Annotated in this window: 15 protein-coding genes and 1 CRISPR repeat array; of the genes, 5 read left to right on the top strand and 10 right to left on the bottom strand. The window is 54.7% G+C overall.

Annotated features, from left to right (window positions below; translation table 11 throughout):
- Positions 1-17 precede the first annotated feature (17 nt).
- From cas3f to CNE01S_RS09545, 5 genes are all read right to left on the bottom strand, one after another.
- Positions 18-3,272, bottom strand: a complete 3,255-nt coding sequence (cas3f, locus tag CNE01S_RS09565) for a type I-F CRISPR-associated helicase Cas3f (protein ID WP_061275472.1) — start codon at positions 3,270-3,272, stop codon at positions 18-20.
- The gene (cas1f, locus tag CNE01S_RS09560) at positions 3,269-4,255 is read right to left on the bottom strand and encodes a type I-F CRISPR-associated endonuclease Cas1f (protein ID WP_061275470.1); all 987 of its coding nucleotides are present in this window, start codon (positions 4,253-4,255) and stop codon (positions 3,269-3,271) included. Before cas1f ends, cas3f begins: the two co-directional genes overlap by 4 nt.
- A gap of 277 nt (positions 4,256-4,532) precedes the next feature.
- Complete coding sequence (locus tag CNE01S_RS09555) at positions 4,533-4,814, bottom strand: type II toxin-antitoxin system YafQ family toxin (RefSeq protein WP_061275468.1); 282 nt, start codon at positions 4,812-4,814, stop codon at positions 4,533-4,535.
- Between the two features lie 3 nt (positions 4,815-4,817).
- Entirely contained in the window at positions 4,818-5,075 is a 258-nt protein-coding gene (locus CNE01S_RS09550) for a type II toxin-antitoxin system RelB/DinJ family antitoxin (RefSeq protein ID WP_061275466.1), read from the bottom strand.
- A gap of 138 nt (positions 5,076-5,213) precedes the next feature.
- Positions 5,214-5,541: direct repeats of the CRISPR family, unit length 28 nt; unit sequence TTTCTAAGCTGCCTGTACGGCAGTGAAC.
- A 211-nt stretch (positions 5,542-5,752) separates the two neighbouring features.
- Positions 5,753-6,661 (bottom strand): LysR family transcriptional regulator, encoded by a 909-nt coding sequence (locus CNE01S_RS09545; protein ID WP_061275513.1) that lies wholly within the window; start codon positions 6,659-6,661, stop codon positions 5,753-5,755.
- Positions 6,662-6,817: 156 nt separating this feature from the next.
- Between CNE01S_RS09545 and CNE01S_RS09540 the strand changes: the two genes are divergently transcribed.
- The 5 genes from CNE01S_RS09540 to lldD all read left to right on the top strand — a co-directional run bounded on the left by CNE01S_RS09540 (position 6,818) and on the right by lldD (position 11,764).
- A complete protein-coding gene (locus CNE01S_RS09540) occupies positions 6,818-7,213 on the top strand; it encodes a (R)-mandelonitrile lyase (RefSeq protein WP_061275464.1) in 396 nt (131 codons plus the stop codon).
- Positions 7,214-7,226: 13 nt separating this feature from the next.
- Positions 7,227-7,967, top strand: a complete 741-nt coding sequence (locus CNE01S_RS09535) for an SDR family oxidoreductase (RefSeq protein ID WP_061275462.1) — start codon at positions 7,227-7,229, stop codon at positions 7,965-7,967.
- A gap of 217 nt (positions 7,968-8,184) precedes the next feature.
- Positions 8,185-9,840, top strand: coding sequence for an L-lactate permease (lldP, locus tag CNE01S_RS09530; protein ID WP_061275460.1), 1,656 nt, complete (start codon positions 8,185-8,187; stop codon positions 9,838-9,840).
- The gene (gene lldR, locus CNE01S_RS09525; RefSeq protein WP_061275458.1) at positions 9,837-10,625 is read left to right on the top strand and encodes a transcriptional regulator LldR; all 789 of its coding nucleotides are present in this window, start codon (positions 9,837-9,839) and stop codon (positions 10,623-10,625) included. Before lldP ends, lldR begins: the two co-directional genes overlap by 4 nt.
- A complete protein-coding gene (lldD, locus tag CNE01S_RS09520) occupies positions 10,622-11,764 on the top strand; it encodes an FMN-dependent L-lactate dehydrogenase LldD (protein ID WP_061275456.1) in 1,143 nt (380 codons plus the stop codon). Before lldR ends, lldD begins: the two co-directional genes overlap by 4 nt.
- Positions 11,765-11,771: 7 nt before the next feature.
- Here the strand turns inward: lldD and CNE01S_RS09515 are convergent, their stop codons facing one another.
- From CNE01S_RS09515 to CNE01S_RS09500, 5 genes are all read right to left on the bottom strand, one after another.
- Positions 11,772-12,074, bottom strand: a complete 303-nt coding sequence (locus tag CNE01S_RS09515; RefSeq protein WP_038474998.1) for an addiction module antidote protein — start codon at positions 12,072-12,074, stop codon at positions 11,772-11,774.
- Positions 12,075-12,342: 268 nt separating this feature from the next.
- Positions 12,343-12,639: an acetolactate synthase small subunit gene (gene ilvN / locus CNE01S_RS09510; RefSeq protein ID WP_061275454.1), complete on the bottom strand. Its 297-nt coding sequence runs from the start codon at positions 12,637-12,639 to the stop codon at positions 12,343-12,345.
- 3 nt (positions 12,640-12,642) lie between these two features.
- Positions 12,643-14,331: an acetolactate synthase large subunit gene (gene ilvB / locus CNE01S_RS09505; RefSeq protein ID WP_061275452.1), complete on the bottom strand. Its 1,689-nt coding sequence runs from the start codon at positions 14,329-14,331 to the stop codon at positions 12,643-12,645.
- Between the two features lie 108 nt (positions 14,332-14,439).
- Positions 14,440-14,538, bottom strand: coding sequence for an ilvB operon leader peptide IvbL (ivbL, locus tag CNE01S_RS25220; RefSeq protein WP_071842708.1), 99 nt, complete (start codon positions 14,536-14,538; stop codon positions 14,440-14,442).
- A gap of 125 nt (positions 14,539-14,663) precedes the next feature.
- Positions 14,664-14,861 carry a YbdD/YjiX family protein gene (locus CNE01S_RS09500; protein ID WP_061275450.1) on the bottom strand — a complete coding sequence of 66 codons (198 nt, stop codon included), beginning with the start codon at positions 14,859-14,861 and terminating at the stop codon, positions 14,664-14,666.
- Positions 14,862-14,868: the final 7 nt, after the last annotated feature.

Below are 14,868 nucleotides of genomic sequence, written 5' to 3'. Positions count from 1 at the left end.
ACAGGCAGCTCGCGCCCTCAATCGAGGGCGCGAAACACGCCCAATAAAGGGTGATAAAGCCAGGTGGGTGAACCCGGCTCACTAACCCGTAAATTAATTTCGCCATAGAAGCGGCTGACCTGTTGAAGTTCCATGCTTTTACGCTCCGCCAGCTCGAGCATCGCCGTGGCATAATCACTTTCCAGCCAGGAACAAACCCCCTCTGCAAGCGGCAGCTCAACGGGGTCGATTCCCCCCGCCTCCTTCCAGCCCTTATCATCCAGCACACAGAAAGTCGGTTCGTCCTCTTCTTCTGCCATAAACAAAAACAGCTGCTCTTCGGACTGAGACTGCCTGAATGGCGTCAACCTTTGCAGCTCGCTGCTCCAGCTAATTTTTTTGCGCCACCACGCTGCGGCCGGAGGCCGTTTATTAGCCTCTATGGCTCCCAGCAGATCGCCATAGCTGCGCCCGTGCTCAAGGGTGCTGAGATTATGGTAAGGCTTCGTTTTGCGATAATTTTCGGCGGGCTCAAGAATGCGCGGCACCGAATTTACAAATTGATATTGCTCAGGGCGAAGGATATCGGCGAGATCGTGGCTGCTCAGCCTGTACGTCTCGTTTTCAAAGCCGGGCTTGCAGTAGACCGCTTTTTGGGCACCCGGACGCAGTGCACGCATATTCTTACTGAGGATCAGAAGATTGGCGCTGTTCGGCTTTTGCTGCCGGTGCCGTTGAATGCGGCCGGCAAACTGGATAATCGAGCGCATTGAGCTGGGCTCTGCAATGCCCCAGTCCGCATCCCAATCCCGGCCAACCTCAATGACAGAAGTCCCCAGCACGACAAATATGTGATTCATCGCAGGATTATGCTCAATGGCTTTCTGAATTTCGGGCTGCCGCCACAGCGACTGTTCATCATGGCGAGAAAACGCCGCGTCCAGGCGTTTTTCAATATGCGAACGAAACAGCAGCGGGTGCTGGCTGTGATAAATACAGTAATGAATACAATATCCTTCCGGCGAAGGGAGCGACATCAGCGCCCTGGCCGTTGCCACCAGAGGATTAATATTCGCCATTCTCATCAGCCCCAGTGAGGCCGTCTTTCCGTTGGGGTGCGTTTGATGGTGGCTGGTATGCAAACTAAGAATTTCGCGCTGCAGCGTGGCAGCCAGCGACGTTGTTTCCCCCTCGGCCGCCTCAACGGGAAGCAGTTTCGCTTCCCGGATAACCGGCTTCACCGCCAGCCTTTTAGCCCGACGCTGCACGAACTGATTATGGTGCTCATAGAAAGACTGCGCAGACCCAAACTCAGCGGGGCAGGATTCATCCTCATCAAACCAGGCACAGCAGACATTTAGCGGCTGCCCCGGTTCCCCACAGGCCTGCTGGAAGGCTTTTCGCCCGGAGAGATAAGCACTGTAAAGCGCCAATACCAACGACGGCGGCAGCGTCGCGGATGAGAGCAGCACCCGGCTGCCCAGCATTCCCGCCCAGTTCACCAGGCGGCAAAGCGCATGCTGATCGGCAATATCAAAATCATCGGGTTCATCAAGCACCAGGTCGCTGGTGAGCAGGCGCAGCATGGGCGCAATTTGCTTCCCACCGCGCGTTCCTTCTGTCGCAGGCATAATATGGTCGATTGTCGAGACCAGCACCGGGGCGTTGATAAGCTTGCTGAGCTTTGGATCGCGATCCAGCAGCTGACGCAGCGGCCCCTGGTTAATCACGCCGTCATAATGAACATACTGATGCCCTTCGAATAACGCATCTTCTGAAGCGCTGCTGCGGTCGATATCATCTTCTTCTTTATTTTTATCGTCATGCAGCTCACGCACGGCGGAAGAACCGATTAACACGGCAAGATCGTCCTCACCCAGATTCAGTTTTTCCCGAAGCGCATCTCCGGTCTGTAGCGTCAGGGTGCGCAGCCCCAGTGCGACGGTAAAGCGGCAGCCTTTATCCTCATTAGATAAGGCATACATAATTCGTGCGTTAGCGAAGGTCTTGCCACAGCCTGTTGAAGCCATGTTGATACCGAAAAAACCCTGCCTATCAGCTCGTTCGCGCAGCCCTTGGGCCACATCCCACGCGCGGTTTTGCCAGTGAAAACGAGGATGTTTCGCCCGTTCACGAAAACCCTTATGCCGGGTAATCGCCGGTAAATGCTCGCGCAGCACGGGGAGCGTTCTGCCTAATAAAAACGCATGATGTGCGACGCCAATATTGTGCTCATCCAGCTTCTGCTTGAGCTGCCCCGTTGCCCGTTCGGTGTTCGCCCAGGCGGCATAAGCCGCATCCTGCCACGCAGTGAGAGGCATCTGCGAAGAGTAAAAATGATCGGCAAGCATGAGCGACAGGCGCGCCATATGTAAGGTGAAAACCTGATCCAGGCTCCCAAATTCATAAACAGAGACCGCGTGCGCGGCCCGCTTTGCCAACTGCCGGGCCTTCTCGCGCCAGGTGCTGCTCTGCAAAGGCGTTCCCCCAGGAAAGCGCCAGACGTCTTTAAAATCCCGGGCTGACCAGCCATCCTTGAGGTGATTACATGAGTTCCAGTTGGCATTAAGCTGCGCCGTCAGCCAGTTATCCTGTTCAAAGCTGGGGGGAGCATCTTTCCTTAAGTATTGTGGTAAACGGTGATGGGACAGAATTAGCCATGCCACAACCTGCGCCAGCGGAGGCAAACTAATAAACGGGCTTTCCGTTCGTTCCTGCGTATCTTTGTAAAGCTGCGCCAGCAACGTTTTTTCATCAGCGGGTTTCAGTTCGCCGAGCTGCGCCAGCCATTGTTCATCGGTTTGCTGCCCGACCAGCGCCTGAAACAGCCGTACGGATAACCACTCGTGGCGAAACGGCTGGTAGCCGCGGGCTGAGGCGTTTTTTAATCCTTTCTGGAATAAAGCCCCCGCTTTGCCAAAATCATGAAACAGACCGGCAATGGCGGCCAGCACGGCAATGGACTCGATGCTGCGCCAGCCAGATTCATGCTTACTGCGCAGAATATCTCTCGAAGTACGATTAGTTGGCACCGAGCCGTGGACGTTAAACCGGCGAAGATTGCCGACAATCCACAGCAGTTCCGTTTGCCCGCTTTTCTTAATCCAATGGCAGGCCACGGCCGTATTTCGGCGGGCGCTCTTACGAAGTAAACGCCTTAGCGTATCCAGCCCTTGCTGCGTAATCATCGTTTGCCAGCAGCCGTCCCCTTTGCGTTCCGCAAACTGGTCGAGGATCTGACAGCTTTGCTCTCGCGCTTTTTTGCTGCACTGCGAGACAATCAGGACGTTCATTTTTGCTCGCCTTTTAATGCAGCAGCTGTTTCCTGGAGCGTTTCAATCATTAAATCCAGCGCGGCAGACTGCTGAAACCCGGTAATACAGCGCTGGCGAAAAGTTTGGTTGTCCTCGCCTTCCATGGCGGCAATAAAGGCCTGCGGCAATATCAGTGCATCTTTGATCAAATCAGCCAGGTCAAACACCAGCCCACCGCGCCGCGTCTTGCCGTGTAGCACCGCGAGGCCATGCGGTATTCCCGTCACCCAGGTTGCTACCGCAGCGAGCCCGTATGCCAAATAGTTACCTTGATCTAATAAACGGTTTGCGCTGTCGGTTCCGCCGCCACGTTTAGAACGCGTAAAGTCACCGTACTGCACCGCATCACTGGCTAATTTATAAAGGGCTTTGGTGAGCTGCGCCTCCTGCAGCATCAACTCATTATGGCTGGCCGCATTTTCTATTCCGATATGAAAACGCTCTAGTTTATCTTTTAATATTGTGGCTTGAGGATTAAAACGTGTTTCTCGCAGTATTCTGGCCCCAGACCAGTTACGCTCTATTTGCTGCAAACGAATATGTTGAAAACGCTTAGCGGCCATCAACCGTTTATCTTCATCAAACCAAAATGACACCCAGTCCTGTAGATACTCTGTAGGGCGATATTCACTTTGCGGGGTGATCCATGACACGTCAATATCAACTTCGTTACCAGAATAAAGAGGTGTGCCGTCACTGCCGCAGAAGCCAACTAATACGCCAGCCCTTGCAAACTCTCGCATTGCAGCCTGCGTGACTGAAGTTCCGGTACCCAGCATCACCACCGTGGTATTCGCGATGGGGATATTCCAGTAGAGCGAAGACTTTCCCTCATCCGTGACATATTCCACTCGCCCGCCGTTAACCAGCACCCGGCAGTATTGAAGGTAATAAATATTAGCTCGTTTGGAATGCAGAATAGTTTTTAAATCAGAAGGCATTAACATAAAGATTACATCCATGCAATTGAATACAACGCACTCTGGAAAACATCATAACGCTTTTTTACTTAAACACTGAGAAATAATTCAAGATAAGTAATACAAAAGGATCATCAACCTGAGAGAGCAGCTTTCATTTCACTCTCAAGCACGAAAACGAAATAACAAAAACCATCAACACGAGAATGAATGAGCCAGGACATATAATTTTCATGAATATATCATTTCTAAGTTGCCTGTACGGCAGTGAAGGCCACCTGATTGTGGAGCTACTTATGAAGTTTCCAATACGGGTATATTAGCTTTTGAATAAATCCGAATGTGAGCCTGTTCTGACAAACTGCAGTTCAGTATTGGAAATCTTATAAATCAGGAGCCAGTCAGGCTCAACATGCAATTCCCTGTGTTTTTTGTAATTCCCAGTCAGAGGATGGTCTAACAAGGCTGCAGGTAATGGGAACTGGTCATTCATCATCTGCATCATGATGCCCTGCAGCTTTGGGATATCGCATCCTCTTTTTTGGGCCAACCTCAAATCACGCTTAAACTGTCCGGTGTAACTGATCTCCCTTTGGGGCATGAATTACATCCCCAGTTGGTCGAACAAATCTTTGGCATCACTAGCGCGATGAACCTCTATTCCCGCCTCGGCCTTTTCAATCGTCTCGATAGTCGTTGCATTCAGGCGCATTTCGAAAGGCAATGCGCGCTCTTTAGCGACATACGCTAAGGTCATCCGCATAACGTCACTTATGGTCATGCCAAACTGAGCCAATACTTCTGTAGCCTCATCACGAATAGCAGGGTCAATCCGGGCACGTACCACGGCATTGATACTCATAAATCCTCCTTCACTTCATTAACTGGTATAGATATTGTAGCCCAATTGGGCTACAGACGTGAACGTTATTTAAACAGCTCCATCATCTCAAGATGTGTGTTGACTGTGCGGCAGCGAAGAGAGCGGCGGCGGCGAAGTTTTCTAAGCTGCCTGTACGGCAGTGAACATATCTGCAGGCTTGAGATATTCAGGTAATCTTTTCTAAGCTGCCTGTACGGCAGTGAACGTCAGGCTGAGCGTGACGTCCGTCCGGTGGTATTTCTAAGCTGCCTGTACGGCAGTGAACGAGGCCGGGTTCAGCATTGAGGAAGTTGCACATTTCTAAGCTGCCTGTACGGCAGTGAACGTGCCAGTGTTAGGTTTAATCAGCGTTATTGCTTTCTAAGCTGCCTGTACGGCAGTGAACGGCCAGCCAGGCACCACTGCTCCAGCGGGACTTTTCTAAGCTGCCTGTACGGCAGTGAACCAGAGCTTTTCACAGCTAACCCTCTGTTGCAATAGGTAAAACCATCTCTTTCCCACTTCACACCCTTTTTTTAGGGGCAACGGCGCATAATCGACAAATCAATAAGTTACGAGCAGGGCTAAAAAAAGGGTCTGGGAACGTTCAGGCTTCGGCATCGGTGAATTTTCAGCAACGACTCGCAAATCGTTCGGAAAAACTCATCGATAATCCATTAATCATCTGTGGGTGAGGACGAATATCTCAGCGCATCCACCAGCAGGGAGAAGGCTGTCGTATGCTGCTTGCGGCTGGGGTAATAAAGATAATAACCGGGAAACGGTTTGCACCAGGCCTCAAGCACCCGCACCAGTCGTCCTTCGGCAATCTTGTCGGTTACCGTATCGCTCGGGACAAAAGCCAGCCCCAGGCCGAGCAACGCAGCATCAATGCGCTGGCGAAGGCTATTGAACGTCAATTGCCCTTCAACACGAATTTTTAGCTCGCGCCCATCTTTTTCGAACTCCCAGGCATACAGTCCACCGAAAGTAGGAAGACGCATATTGATGCAGTTATGCTGCTGGAGATCCTGCGGCGTGGCCGGGTAACCGTGTTTTTCAAAATAAGCGGGCGAGCCAATTACCGACATGCTGAGCTCCGGGCCAATGCGCACGGCTACCATATCTTTTGCCACCTGCTCGCCGAGACGAATTCCTGCATCGAACTGACCGCTAACAATGTCGGTCAGCGCGTTGTCGACGCTAATTTCTACGTTAATGTCCGGGTAGTCGACCAGAAAGGTTTGCAATACCGGCCATAGAACCGACTGCACACAATGTTCCGCCGCATTAAGGCGAATATTGCCCGCCGGGCGTTCGCGCATTTCACTCAGAACGGCCAGTTCGTTCTCCAGATCGGCAAAACGAGGCGCCAGGCTGGCAAGCAGCTTTTCACCGACTTCGGTCGGCGCAACGCTCCTCGTCGTGCGGGTTAGCAAGCGAAGCTGGAGGCGCTCTTCAAGTCCGCGAATCGCGTGGCTTAAGGCCGACTGGGAAACGCCAAGTTTAGCCGCTGCCCGGGTAAAACTTCGTTCGCGCGCCACTGCCATAAATGACATTAGATCGTGAAAGTTCTCTTTTAGCATGGGCGAACGCGCCTCAATCAGTAACGGAATCCCTAAAGTATAGCGAGATTCATGAGCCAAATTCATAAGCTCTTGTACATTTCACCGGCTAGTCCCCTGCGCCAATCGCGTCTACTGTATTTCTACGATCAATGAATGCGCTATCTGGAGTACAACATGAAAATTACCCGCAGCGGATCTCAACCTTCTCAGCGAGGCCCGGAGAGTTATTTTACCGGCACGGTGCGCATTGATGCGCCATTTAGCGGCACGGAAAACGCACGTGTAGGTGGGGCTACCGTCACCTTTGAACCCGGCGCACGCACGGCCTGGCATACGCACCCGCTTGGTCAAACGCTGATTGTTACTCAAGGGCGCGGCTGGCTGCAGGAATGGGGTGGAGAGATTCAGGACCTGAACCAGGGCGATATCGCCTGGATCCCCGAAGGGGTGAAACACTGGCACGGGGCGTCGCCAGAAACGGCAATGACGCATATCGCGATTGCCGAGTCGTTGAACGGCAGCCCGGTTGAATGGCTGGAAAAAGTCAGCGATGAGCAATACAAAAAATAGCGATGGGGGTTACATGACACAAGGCATTGAAAATAAAGTTGTGGTGATCACCGGCGCCAGCAGTGGCCTGGGTGAGGCCCTGGCGCGTCGCCTGGTTAAAGACGGCGCTAAGCTCGTGCTGGGCGCTCGCCGTCTCGATCGGCTAAAAAAACTGGCGCAGGATCTTAACCTGAGCCCGGAAGCAGCGGTGCAGACCGACGTCACTCAGCCCGAGCAGGTGCAGGCGCTGGTAGATAAGGCCGTGTCGCTGTACGGACGAGTGGATGTCATGGTCAACAATGCGGGTCTGATGCCGCATTCGCTGCTCGATCGCAAAAAGTTTGATGACTGGAATGCGATGATCGACGTCAACCTTAAGGGCGTGCTGTATGGCATTGCCGCGGCTCTGCCCTACATGCAGCAGCAAAAAAGCGGCCACATCATCAATACCTCTTCTGTCGCGGGTCACAAAGTCCGCGCGGGCAGCGCGGTTTACGCGGCCACCAAAACGGCGGTGCGGGTGATATCTGAAGGGCTGCGTCAGGAGGTAAAACCTTACAACATCCGCACGACAATTATTTCGCCGGGTGCAGTTGAGAGTGAGCTGGTGACCAGCATTACCGAAGCGGACGTGGCGGCTAATATCCAACAGTTTTACGATGATGTCGCGATCTCCGCCGAGTCGTTTGCCAGCGTGGTCGCCTTCGCCATCAGTCAGCCAGAGGATGTCGACATTAACGAAATTCTGTTCCGCCCTACTCGCCAGGAGCTTTAACATTTCGCCCTCTCTTCCGCCCGGAGGAGAGGCTTTTTGGTCCTACCAATTTCACTAAAAACGTGCCCTTTTCTACAAAATGCCGATAAAGGCTCGCCAGACCGTTGCCATTCATTAACACAAGATTAACCATTAGCCATCATTTGCTCTACAAAGCAAAATTGGTCCTACCAATCTAATAAAAAACGATAAACGCCTCACCCTGGAGAACACCTGCATGCAAGTCTGGCAACAACTCTACGATCCGCTCGGGAATATCTGGCTGTCGAGCCTGATTGCCGCGATCCCGATCCTGTTCTTCTTTTTCGCGCTGATTAAGCTGCGCATGAAGGGCTACAAAGCCGCGACGCTGACGGTATTGCTTGCGCTGCTCGTCGCACTGTTTCTGTACCGTATGCCGGTGGACAGAGCGCTTGCTTCAGTGGTTTATGGCTTCTTCTATGGTCTGTGGCCGATTGCCTGGATAATCGTCGCCGCGGTGTTCGTCTACAAGATCTCGGTAAAGACCGGCCAGTTCGACATTATTCGCTCCTCTATCCTGTCGATTACGCCGGACCAGCGCCTGCAAATGCTGATTGTCGGCTTCTCTTTCGGGGCATTTCTCGAAGGCGCCGCCGGGTTTGGTGCGCCGGTTGCCATTACCGCCGCCTTGCTCGTCGGCCTCGGCTTTAAACCGCTTTATGCCGCCGGTTTGTGCCTGATCGTGAACACCGCGCCGGTCGCCTTTGGCGCGATGGGGATCCCGATTATCGTTGCCGGGCAGGTCACCGGCCTGGACAGCTTCGAGATTGGCCAGATGGTAGGGCGCCAGCTGCCGTTCCTGACGATCATCGTCCTGTTCTGGATCATGGCGATTATGGACGGCTGGCGCGGCATCAAAGAAACCTGGCCGGCGGTGATCGTGGCGGGCGGTTCGTTTGCTATCGCGCAGTATCTCAGCTCCAACTTTATCGGCCCTGAGCTGCCAGACATCATCTCATCGCTGGTGTCGCTGGTGTGTCTGACGGCGTTCCTGCGGGTCTGGAAGCCGGTGCGTATTTTCCGCTTTGATAGCGAGGGTGCGGCTGAAACCGTGCAAGAGCCGTCTTCGCAAAAATATACTACCGGGCAGATTGTCAAAGCCTGGATGCCGTTCCTGTTCTTAACGGCCACGGTCACGCTGTGGAGTATTCCTCCGTTTAAAGCGCTGTTCGCTAAAGGCGGCGCGATGGCGGACTGGGTCTATAATTTCTCGGTACCGTTCCTGGATAACCTGGTCGCCAAAATGCCGCCGGTCGTTGCCGCCAGTGCACCTTACGCGGCGGTATTTAAGTTCGACTGGCTGTCAGCCACCGGCACGGCAATTCTGGTCGCGGCGCTGATCTCTATTGTCTACCTGCGCATGAAGCCAAAAGCGGCGCTGGCAACCTTTGGGGAAACGCTGAAGGAGCTGGCGCTGCCGATTTACTCCATCGGCATGGTGCTGGCGTTTGCTTTTATCTCCAACTATTCCGGGCTGTCGGCAACGCTTGCCCTGGCGCTGGCACACACCGGCCATGCTTTTACCTTCTTCTCGCCGTTCCTTGGCTGGCTGGGCGTGTTCCTGACCGGGTCGGACACCTCTTCTAACGCCCTGTTTGCTGCCCTACAGGCAACCACCGCGCAGCAGATTGGCGTGTCTGACTTGCTTCTGGTGGCGGCCAATACCACCGGCGGCGTCACCGGCAAGATGATTTCGCCGCAGTCGATTGCTATTGCCTGTGCGGCGGTGGGGCTGGTGGGCAAAGAGTCAGACCTGTTCCGCTTCACCGTGAAGCACAGCCTGATTTTCACCTGCATGGTGGGCGTAATTACCACGCTGCAGGCCTATGTTTTAACCTGGATGATCCCATGACCCAAGCCGTACCGCGCCTAGCCGACCAGATGGTTGAACGTGTAAAGGCGCTGATTGAAGAACGTAATCTGGAGGCGGGCATGCGGTTGCCCGCCGAGCGCCAGCTGGCCGCAGAACTGGGCTGTTCGCGCTCGATTTTACGCGAGGCGATTCAGAAGCTGATTGGCGAAGGCGTGCTGGCCAGCCGACGCGGTGGCGGCACTTATCTACGCTACCAGACCGAACAATGGTCGGAACAACGCATCGTGCAGCCGCTGAAAACGCTGGTTGAGGGCGATCCCAATTACCAGTTGGATATCCTCGAAGCGAGGCATTCCATTGAAGGCAGCACGGCCTGGTACGCGGCTATGCGGGCGACGCAGGCCGACAAAGAAAAGCTGATCGCCTGTTTTGATGCCACGCTCAAATTTAAAGAAAGCGACGACCCGGATCTGGCCGCCCAGGCCGACGTCAGGTTTCACCTGGCGATTGCCGAAGCCTCCCACAATATCGTGCTGCTGCAGACCATGCGCGGGTTCTTTGACCTGCTGCAATCCTCGGTACTCCATAGCCGCCAGCGCATGTATACCGTCCCGTCCATTTTTGCCGGGCTAACCGAGCAGCACGACGAACTATTGCAGGCGATTCTGGCCGGTGACGCCGAGCGCGCCAGGCGAGCCGCCCAGTCTCACCTCGGTTACGTCCACGCCACCATCAAGACATTGCAGGAAGACGAAGCCCGTCAGGCACGCGTTACCCGCCTCCCGGACGAAGCAAGTGATGAAATAAGGGAAAAGAAACGATGATTATTTCCGCAGCAACCGACTACCGTGCCGCCGCCGAGCGCATTCTGCCGCCCTTTTTATTCCACTACATTGACGGTGGGGCCTATGCCGAGCATACGCTGAAGCGCAATGTGGAAGACCTGGCACAGGTGGCGCTCAAGCAGCGCGTACTGAAAAACATGTCGGCGCTGAGTCTGGAAACCAGGCTGTTTAACGAAACGTTGTCTATGCCGGTGGCCCTCGGCCCCGTGGGGCTTTGTGGCATGTATGCGCGCCGGGGAGAAGTTCAGGCCGCAAAAGCCGCCGCGGCGAAAGGCATTCCCTTTACTCTGTCGACGGTGTCCGTTTGTCCGATTGAAGAAGTCGCCCCCGCCATCAGCCGCCCGATGTGGTTCCAGCTTTATGTCCTGAAAGATCGCGGTTTTATGCGCAATGCGCTGGAGCGGGCGAAAGCCGCCGGATGCTCTACGCTGGTGTTTACCGTCGATATGCCAACGCCGGGCGCTCGCTATCGTGATGCACACTCAGGCATGAGCGGCCCTAACGCAGCGATGCGCCGTTATCTTCAGGCCGTAACGCACCCGCTGTGGGCATGGGATGTCGGCTTAAACGGCCGCCCTCATGATTTGGGCAATATCTCCGCCTATCTCGGCAAACCGACCGGGCTGGAAGATTATATCGGCTGGCTGGCGAACAACTTTGACCCGTCCATTTCCTGGAAAGATCTGGAGTGGATCCGCGAGTTCTGGGACGGCCCGATGGTGATTAAAGGGATCCTCGACCCGGAAGACGCCCGCGATGCGGTGCGTTTTGGCGCCGACGGGATCGTGGTGTCTAACCACGGCGGCCGCCAGCTGGACGGCGTGCTCTCTTCCGCTCGCGCCCTGCCCGCTATTGCCGATGCGGTGAAAGGCGATATTACGATTCTGGCTGACAGCGGCATCCGCAACGGCCTGGACGTGGTGCGTATGATTGCGCTGGGTGCCGACACGGTGCTGCTGGGACGCGCTTTCCTGTATGCGCTGGCGACCCACGGCGAAGCCGGCGTCAGCAATCTGCTGAACTTAATGGAGAAAGAGATGCGCGTGGCGATGACGCTGACCGGCGCGAAATCTATTGCCGAAATTACGCCTGACTTGCTGGTTCGCCAGGGTTTATAACGTACGGTCAGCCCGCAATCTCTGAGAAGTGGATCCCCACCGCGTGCAGTACCTTTTTGGTGGTTTTGATGGTGGGGTTTCCACGCTCTGACAGCGTGCGATAAAGCGTTTCGCGGTTCAGGTTTGCCGCTCTGGCAATCTCCGTAAACCCGCCTCTGGCCTCCACCAGGCGGCGCATAGCAATAAGAAACATCGCTTCGCCATCTTCACCGTCCAGCCCAATAAAGGCTTCTTTAAGATAGTCCACGGCGAAGGCGTGATCTTCGCGAAGCATATCAATAACCGTTTGATCAAATTCGCTAAATTTCATTTTTTCTTCCTTATATGCTCAAGCCACTACTTGTTTCGAAGAACGTAATCATGTTCATCCTTGACTCCTTGAGTGTAGCTTTAAAGCAACAAATAAGCACGAACAAAATTTAGTCAGCTTATTTTTCTCAGGGCAGGCTAACGGATTTTTACTTGAGGTTGGTTGAAATCGTTCTTTGGCATGCCGGGATTGCGGCGCAGCTTCCGGGGTTTATGCATCCGGGCAAGGGGCTTTCAAAAATATGCATGAAAGCCCCGGTTTCATTGACTTACTGCACAAATACGGTCAGGCGGTTAAAGATGCCAGGGTCGTCGGCGTGGCGAATGATTTGCACCACATCCTCTAGCTTATCGACCTGGCTAACCATTTGTTCCAGGCGCTGATCGTCTGCTACCTGCAGCCAGATACGGCTCTGATCGCCTTCCGGTAAAGGTAAACAAAGGATGCCTTCCACGTTAAACGCACGGCGGGCAAACAGGCCACAGATATGTGACATCACGCCCGGGTGGTTGCGCACCGTGAGTTCCAGAATGACTGTTGACTGTTTAGTGATTGATTGCTGCATGAATTACTCTCCAATCATCTGAGTGTTGGCGGCACCCGGCGGTACCATTGGGTAAACTTTTTCATCGGCGTCAATGCGAACGTGAATCAGGCAAGGCCCGGGACGAGAAATCGCTTCCTGCAGCGCGGCCTGCGGATCTTCCGCCTGGTTCAGGTCACAGGTTGCCAGGCCAAAGCCGCGGGCGATGGTCAGAAAATCCGTCATGCCGGGGTAGGTCGCGGCGAAAATATTCTGCTGGTAGAACAGCGTCTGCTGCTGGTGTACCAGCCCCAGCGCCTGGTTGTTCATCAGAATAATTTTCACATCCAGATTGTTTTCAGCGGCGGTCGCCATTTCCTGGATATTCATCATCAGGCTGCCGTCACCGGAGAAACACAGCACTTTACGACCGGGTTCGGCCAGCGCCGCGCCAACCGCAGCCGGTAAGCCAAAGCCCATAGTGCCCAGGCCACCGGACGTCAGCCACTGGCGCGGGCGGTTGAGTGGATAAGCCTGAGCCACCCACATCTGGTGCTGGCCTACGTCAGTAGTGACAATAGCTTCATCGTCTACGCAGGCCGCAGCGGCTTTGATTAACCCGTAAGGCATCAGCGGGTTGTCCGCGCCAGGTGTGGCAAACGGGAACTCGCGCTGCAAATCGCTCACCGTTTGCAGCCACTCGCTGCGCTGGGCATTTTTGGTCTGTGGGGTAAGCTGGCTCAGGACATCGCGCACGTCGCCGCGAATAGCCACATTCGCCTGCTTAATTTTGCCCAGCTCGGCGCGATCGATATCGACGTGGATAATTTTTGCATTCGGGCAAAACTCTTCGGTTTTACCAATTGCGCGGTCGTCAAAGCGAGCGCCAAGCACGATCAGCAGATCGGCTTCATGAAGGATAAAGTTGGTGCTGCGCGCCCCGTGCATCCCCAACATTCCCAGGGAAAGCGGGTGTCGGGCGGGGATCGTCCCCAGCGCCATCAGCGTCATGGTCGTTGGCAGCCCGGCACGCTCAGCCAGCTCACGGGCCTGCTCCGCTGCGCCTGCGCTGATGATACCGCCGCCCAGGTAAAGCACCGGGCGTTTGGCTTCGTTGATCATCGCCGCCGCAAGGGCTATGTCCTGATGGTCAAAGGCCGGCGCGGCCGAAGGCGAGGCCACTGCAGGGAGTTCGGCGATGTCGATTTCAGCGGTCTGAATGTCTTTAGGGATATCGATCCATACCGGGCCAGGGCGGCCAGACTGCGCAATGCGAAAGGCGTCGGTAATCACCTGCGGCAGCTCGTCAATGCTGCGCACCAGGTAGTTATGTTTGGTAATAGGAATCGAAATTCCGTAGGTGTCCACTTCCTGGAAAGCATCGGCGCCAATCATTGAAGTCGGTACCTGGCCGGTGATACAAACCAGCGGAATGGAGTCGAGACGCGCATCGGCAATGGCGGTGACAAGGTTTGTGGCGCCCGGTCCGCTGCAGGCGATACAGACCGCCGGTTTGCCGCTGGTACGCGCCATGCCCTGCGCCATAAATCCCGCGCCCTGCTCGTGACGAGCCAGTACGTGGCGAATGCGGGTGCTTTGGCTCAGGGCATTGTAGAGCGGCAGAACGGTGCCACCAGGAATGCCACTAACCGTTGTAATTCCATGATGTTCCAGCATTTTTACAATCAGCTGGGCACCGGTGATGCGCTGTGAGGGTGTGTCCGAAATTGCCATGCTCCAGTCCTTCTAATTAGCCGGTTCGCTTCTGGGCAGGCACTTAAAACAAGAAACCCCGCCCGGTTTGCGCCGGCGGGGTTTGGAATCGATGCGTTGATTCAGTCCCTACGGCGCATTGCCGACGACCACCACCACACGCACGACGACCACCGCGGCTGGTAGCGCGGTAACTAGTAGGGTCGAAGTCTGCAGGGAATGGGTCATGGGTTTCCTGAATCAGTGTTAAAAGTCGTCATTGATAAAATCACACTCGCCGGTTTCGCACAACAGGATTTTTGCTGGCCGCTAAAAAACGGGCGAAATGTCACATTTTTGTTAAATGCTAAGTTTTAGCAGCAGCGTCCGCCGCCCTTACCGCTGTAGCGTGCGTCCTGACGCTCGCGAAAAAATTCTTCGTAGGTCATCGGCGTCTGCTCTGGATGCGTCAGGCGCATGTGCTGCACGTAGTTGTCGTAGTCGGGTACGCCAATCATCATTTTTGCGGCCTGGCCGAGGTATTTCCCGGCTTTGGCTAGATTGTCGAACATAGTGTCT

It is taken from the genome of Cedecea neteri NBRC 105707 = ATCC 33855, from assembly GCF_001571265.1.
Classification (GTDB): domain Bacteria; phylum Pseudomonadota; class Gammaproteobacteria; order Enterobacterales; family Enterobacteriaceae; genus Cedecea; species Cedecea neteri.
Note: the sequence above shows the minus strand (reverse complement) of the source record. Positions and strands in the feature narration are given on the sequence as shown.

Bases quoted from the DNA above. Each gene is read 5' to 3' on its own strand.
- CNE01S_RS09540 (WP_061275464.1), top strand. From the start codon at position 6,818: ATGAAAATTACCCGCAGCGGATCTCAACCTTCTCAGCGAGGCCCGGAG.
- cas3f (WP_061275472.1), bottom strand. From the start codon at position 3,272: ATGAACGTCCTGATTGTCTCGCAGTGCAGCAAAAAAGCGCGAGAGCAA.
- CNE01S_RS09555 (WP_061275468.1), bottom strand. From the start codon at position 4,814: ATGCCCCAAAGGGAGATCAGTTACACCGGACAGTTTAAGCGTGATTTG.
- lldD (WP_061275456.1), top strand. From the start codon at position 10,622: ATGATTATTTCCGCAGCAACCGACTACCGTGCCGCCGCCGAGCGCATT.
- CNE01S_RS09550 (WP_061275466.1), bottom strand. From the start codon at position 5,075: ATGAGTATCAATGCCGTGGTACGTGCCCGGATTGACCCTGCTATTCGT.
- lldP (WP_061275460.1), top strand. From the start codon at position 8,185: ATGCAAGTCTGGCAACAACTCTACGATCCGCTCGGGAATATCTGGCTG.
- lldR (WP_061275458.1), top strand. From the start codon at position 9,837: ATGACCCAAGCCGTACCGCGCCTAGCCGACCAGATGGTTGAACGTGTA.
- ilvB (WP_061275452.1), bottom strand. From the start codon at position 14,331: ATGGCAATTTCGGACACACCCTCACAGCGCATCACCGGTGCCCAGCTG.
- CNE01S_RS09515 (WP_038474998.1), bottom strand. From the start codon at position 12,074: ATGAAATTTAGCGAATTTGATCAAACGGTTATTGATATGCTTCGCGAA.
- ilvN (WP_061275454.1), bottom strand. From the start codon at position 12,639: ATGCAGCAATCAATCACTAAACAGTCAACAGTCATTCTGGAACTCACG.
- CNE01S_RS09545 (WP_061275513.1), bottom strand. From the start codon at position 6,661: ATGCTAAAAGAGAACTTTCACGATCTAATGTCATTTATGGCAGTGGCG.
- cas1f (WP_061275470.1), bottom strand. From the start codon at position 4,255: ATGGATGTAATCTTTATGTTAATGCCTTCTGATTTAAAAACTATTCTG.
- CNE01S_RS09535 (WP_061275462.1), top strand. From the start codon at position 7,227: ATGACACAAGGCATTGAAAATAAAGTTGTGGTGATCACCGGCGCCAGC.
- CNE01S_RS09500 (WP_061275450.1), bottom strand. From the start codon at position 14,861: ATGTTCGACAATCTAGCCAAAGCCGGGAAATACCTCGGCCAGGCCGCA.
- ivbL (WP_071842708.1), bottom strand. From the start codon at position 14,538: ATGACCCATTCCCTGCAGACTTCGACCCTACTAGTTACCGCGCTACCA.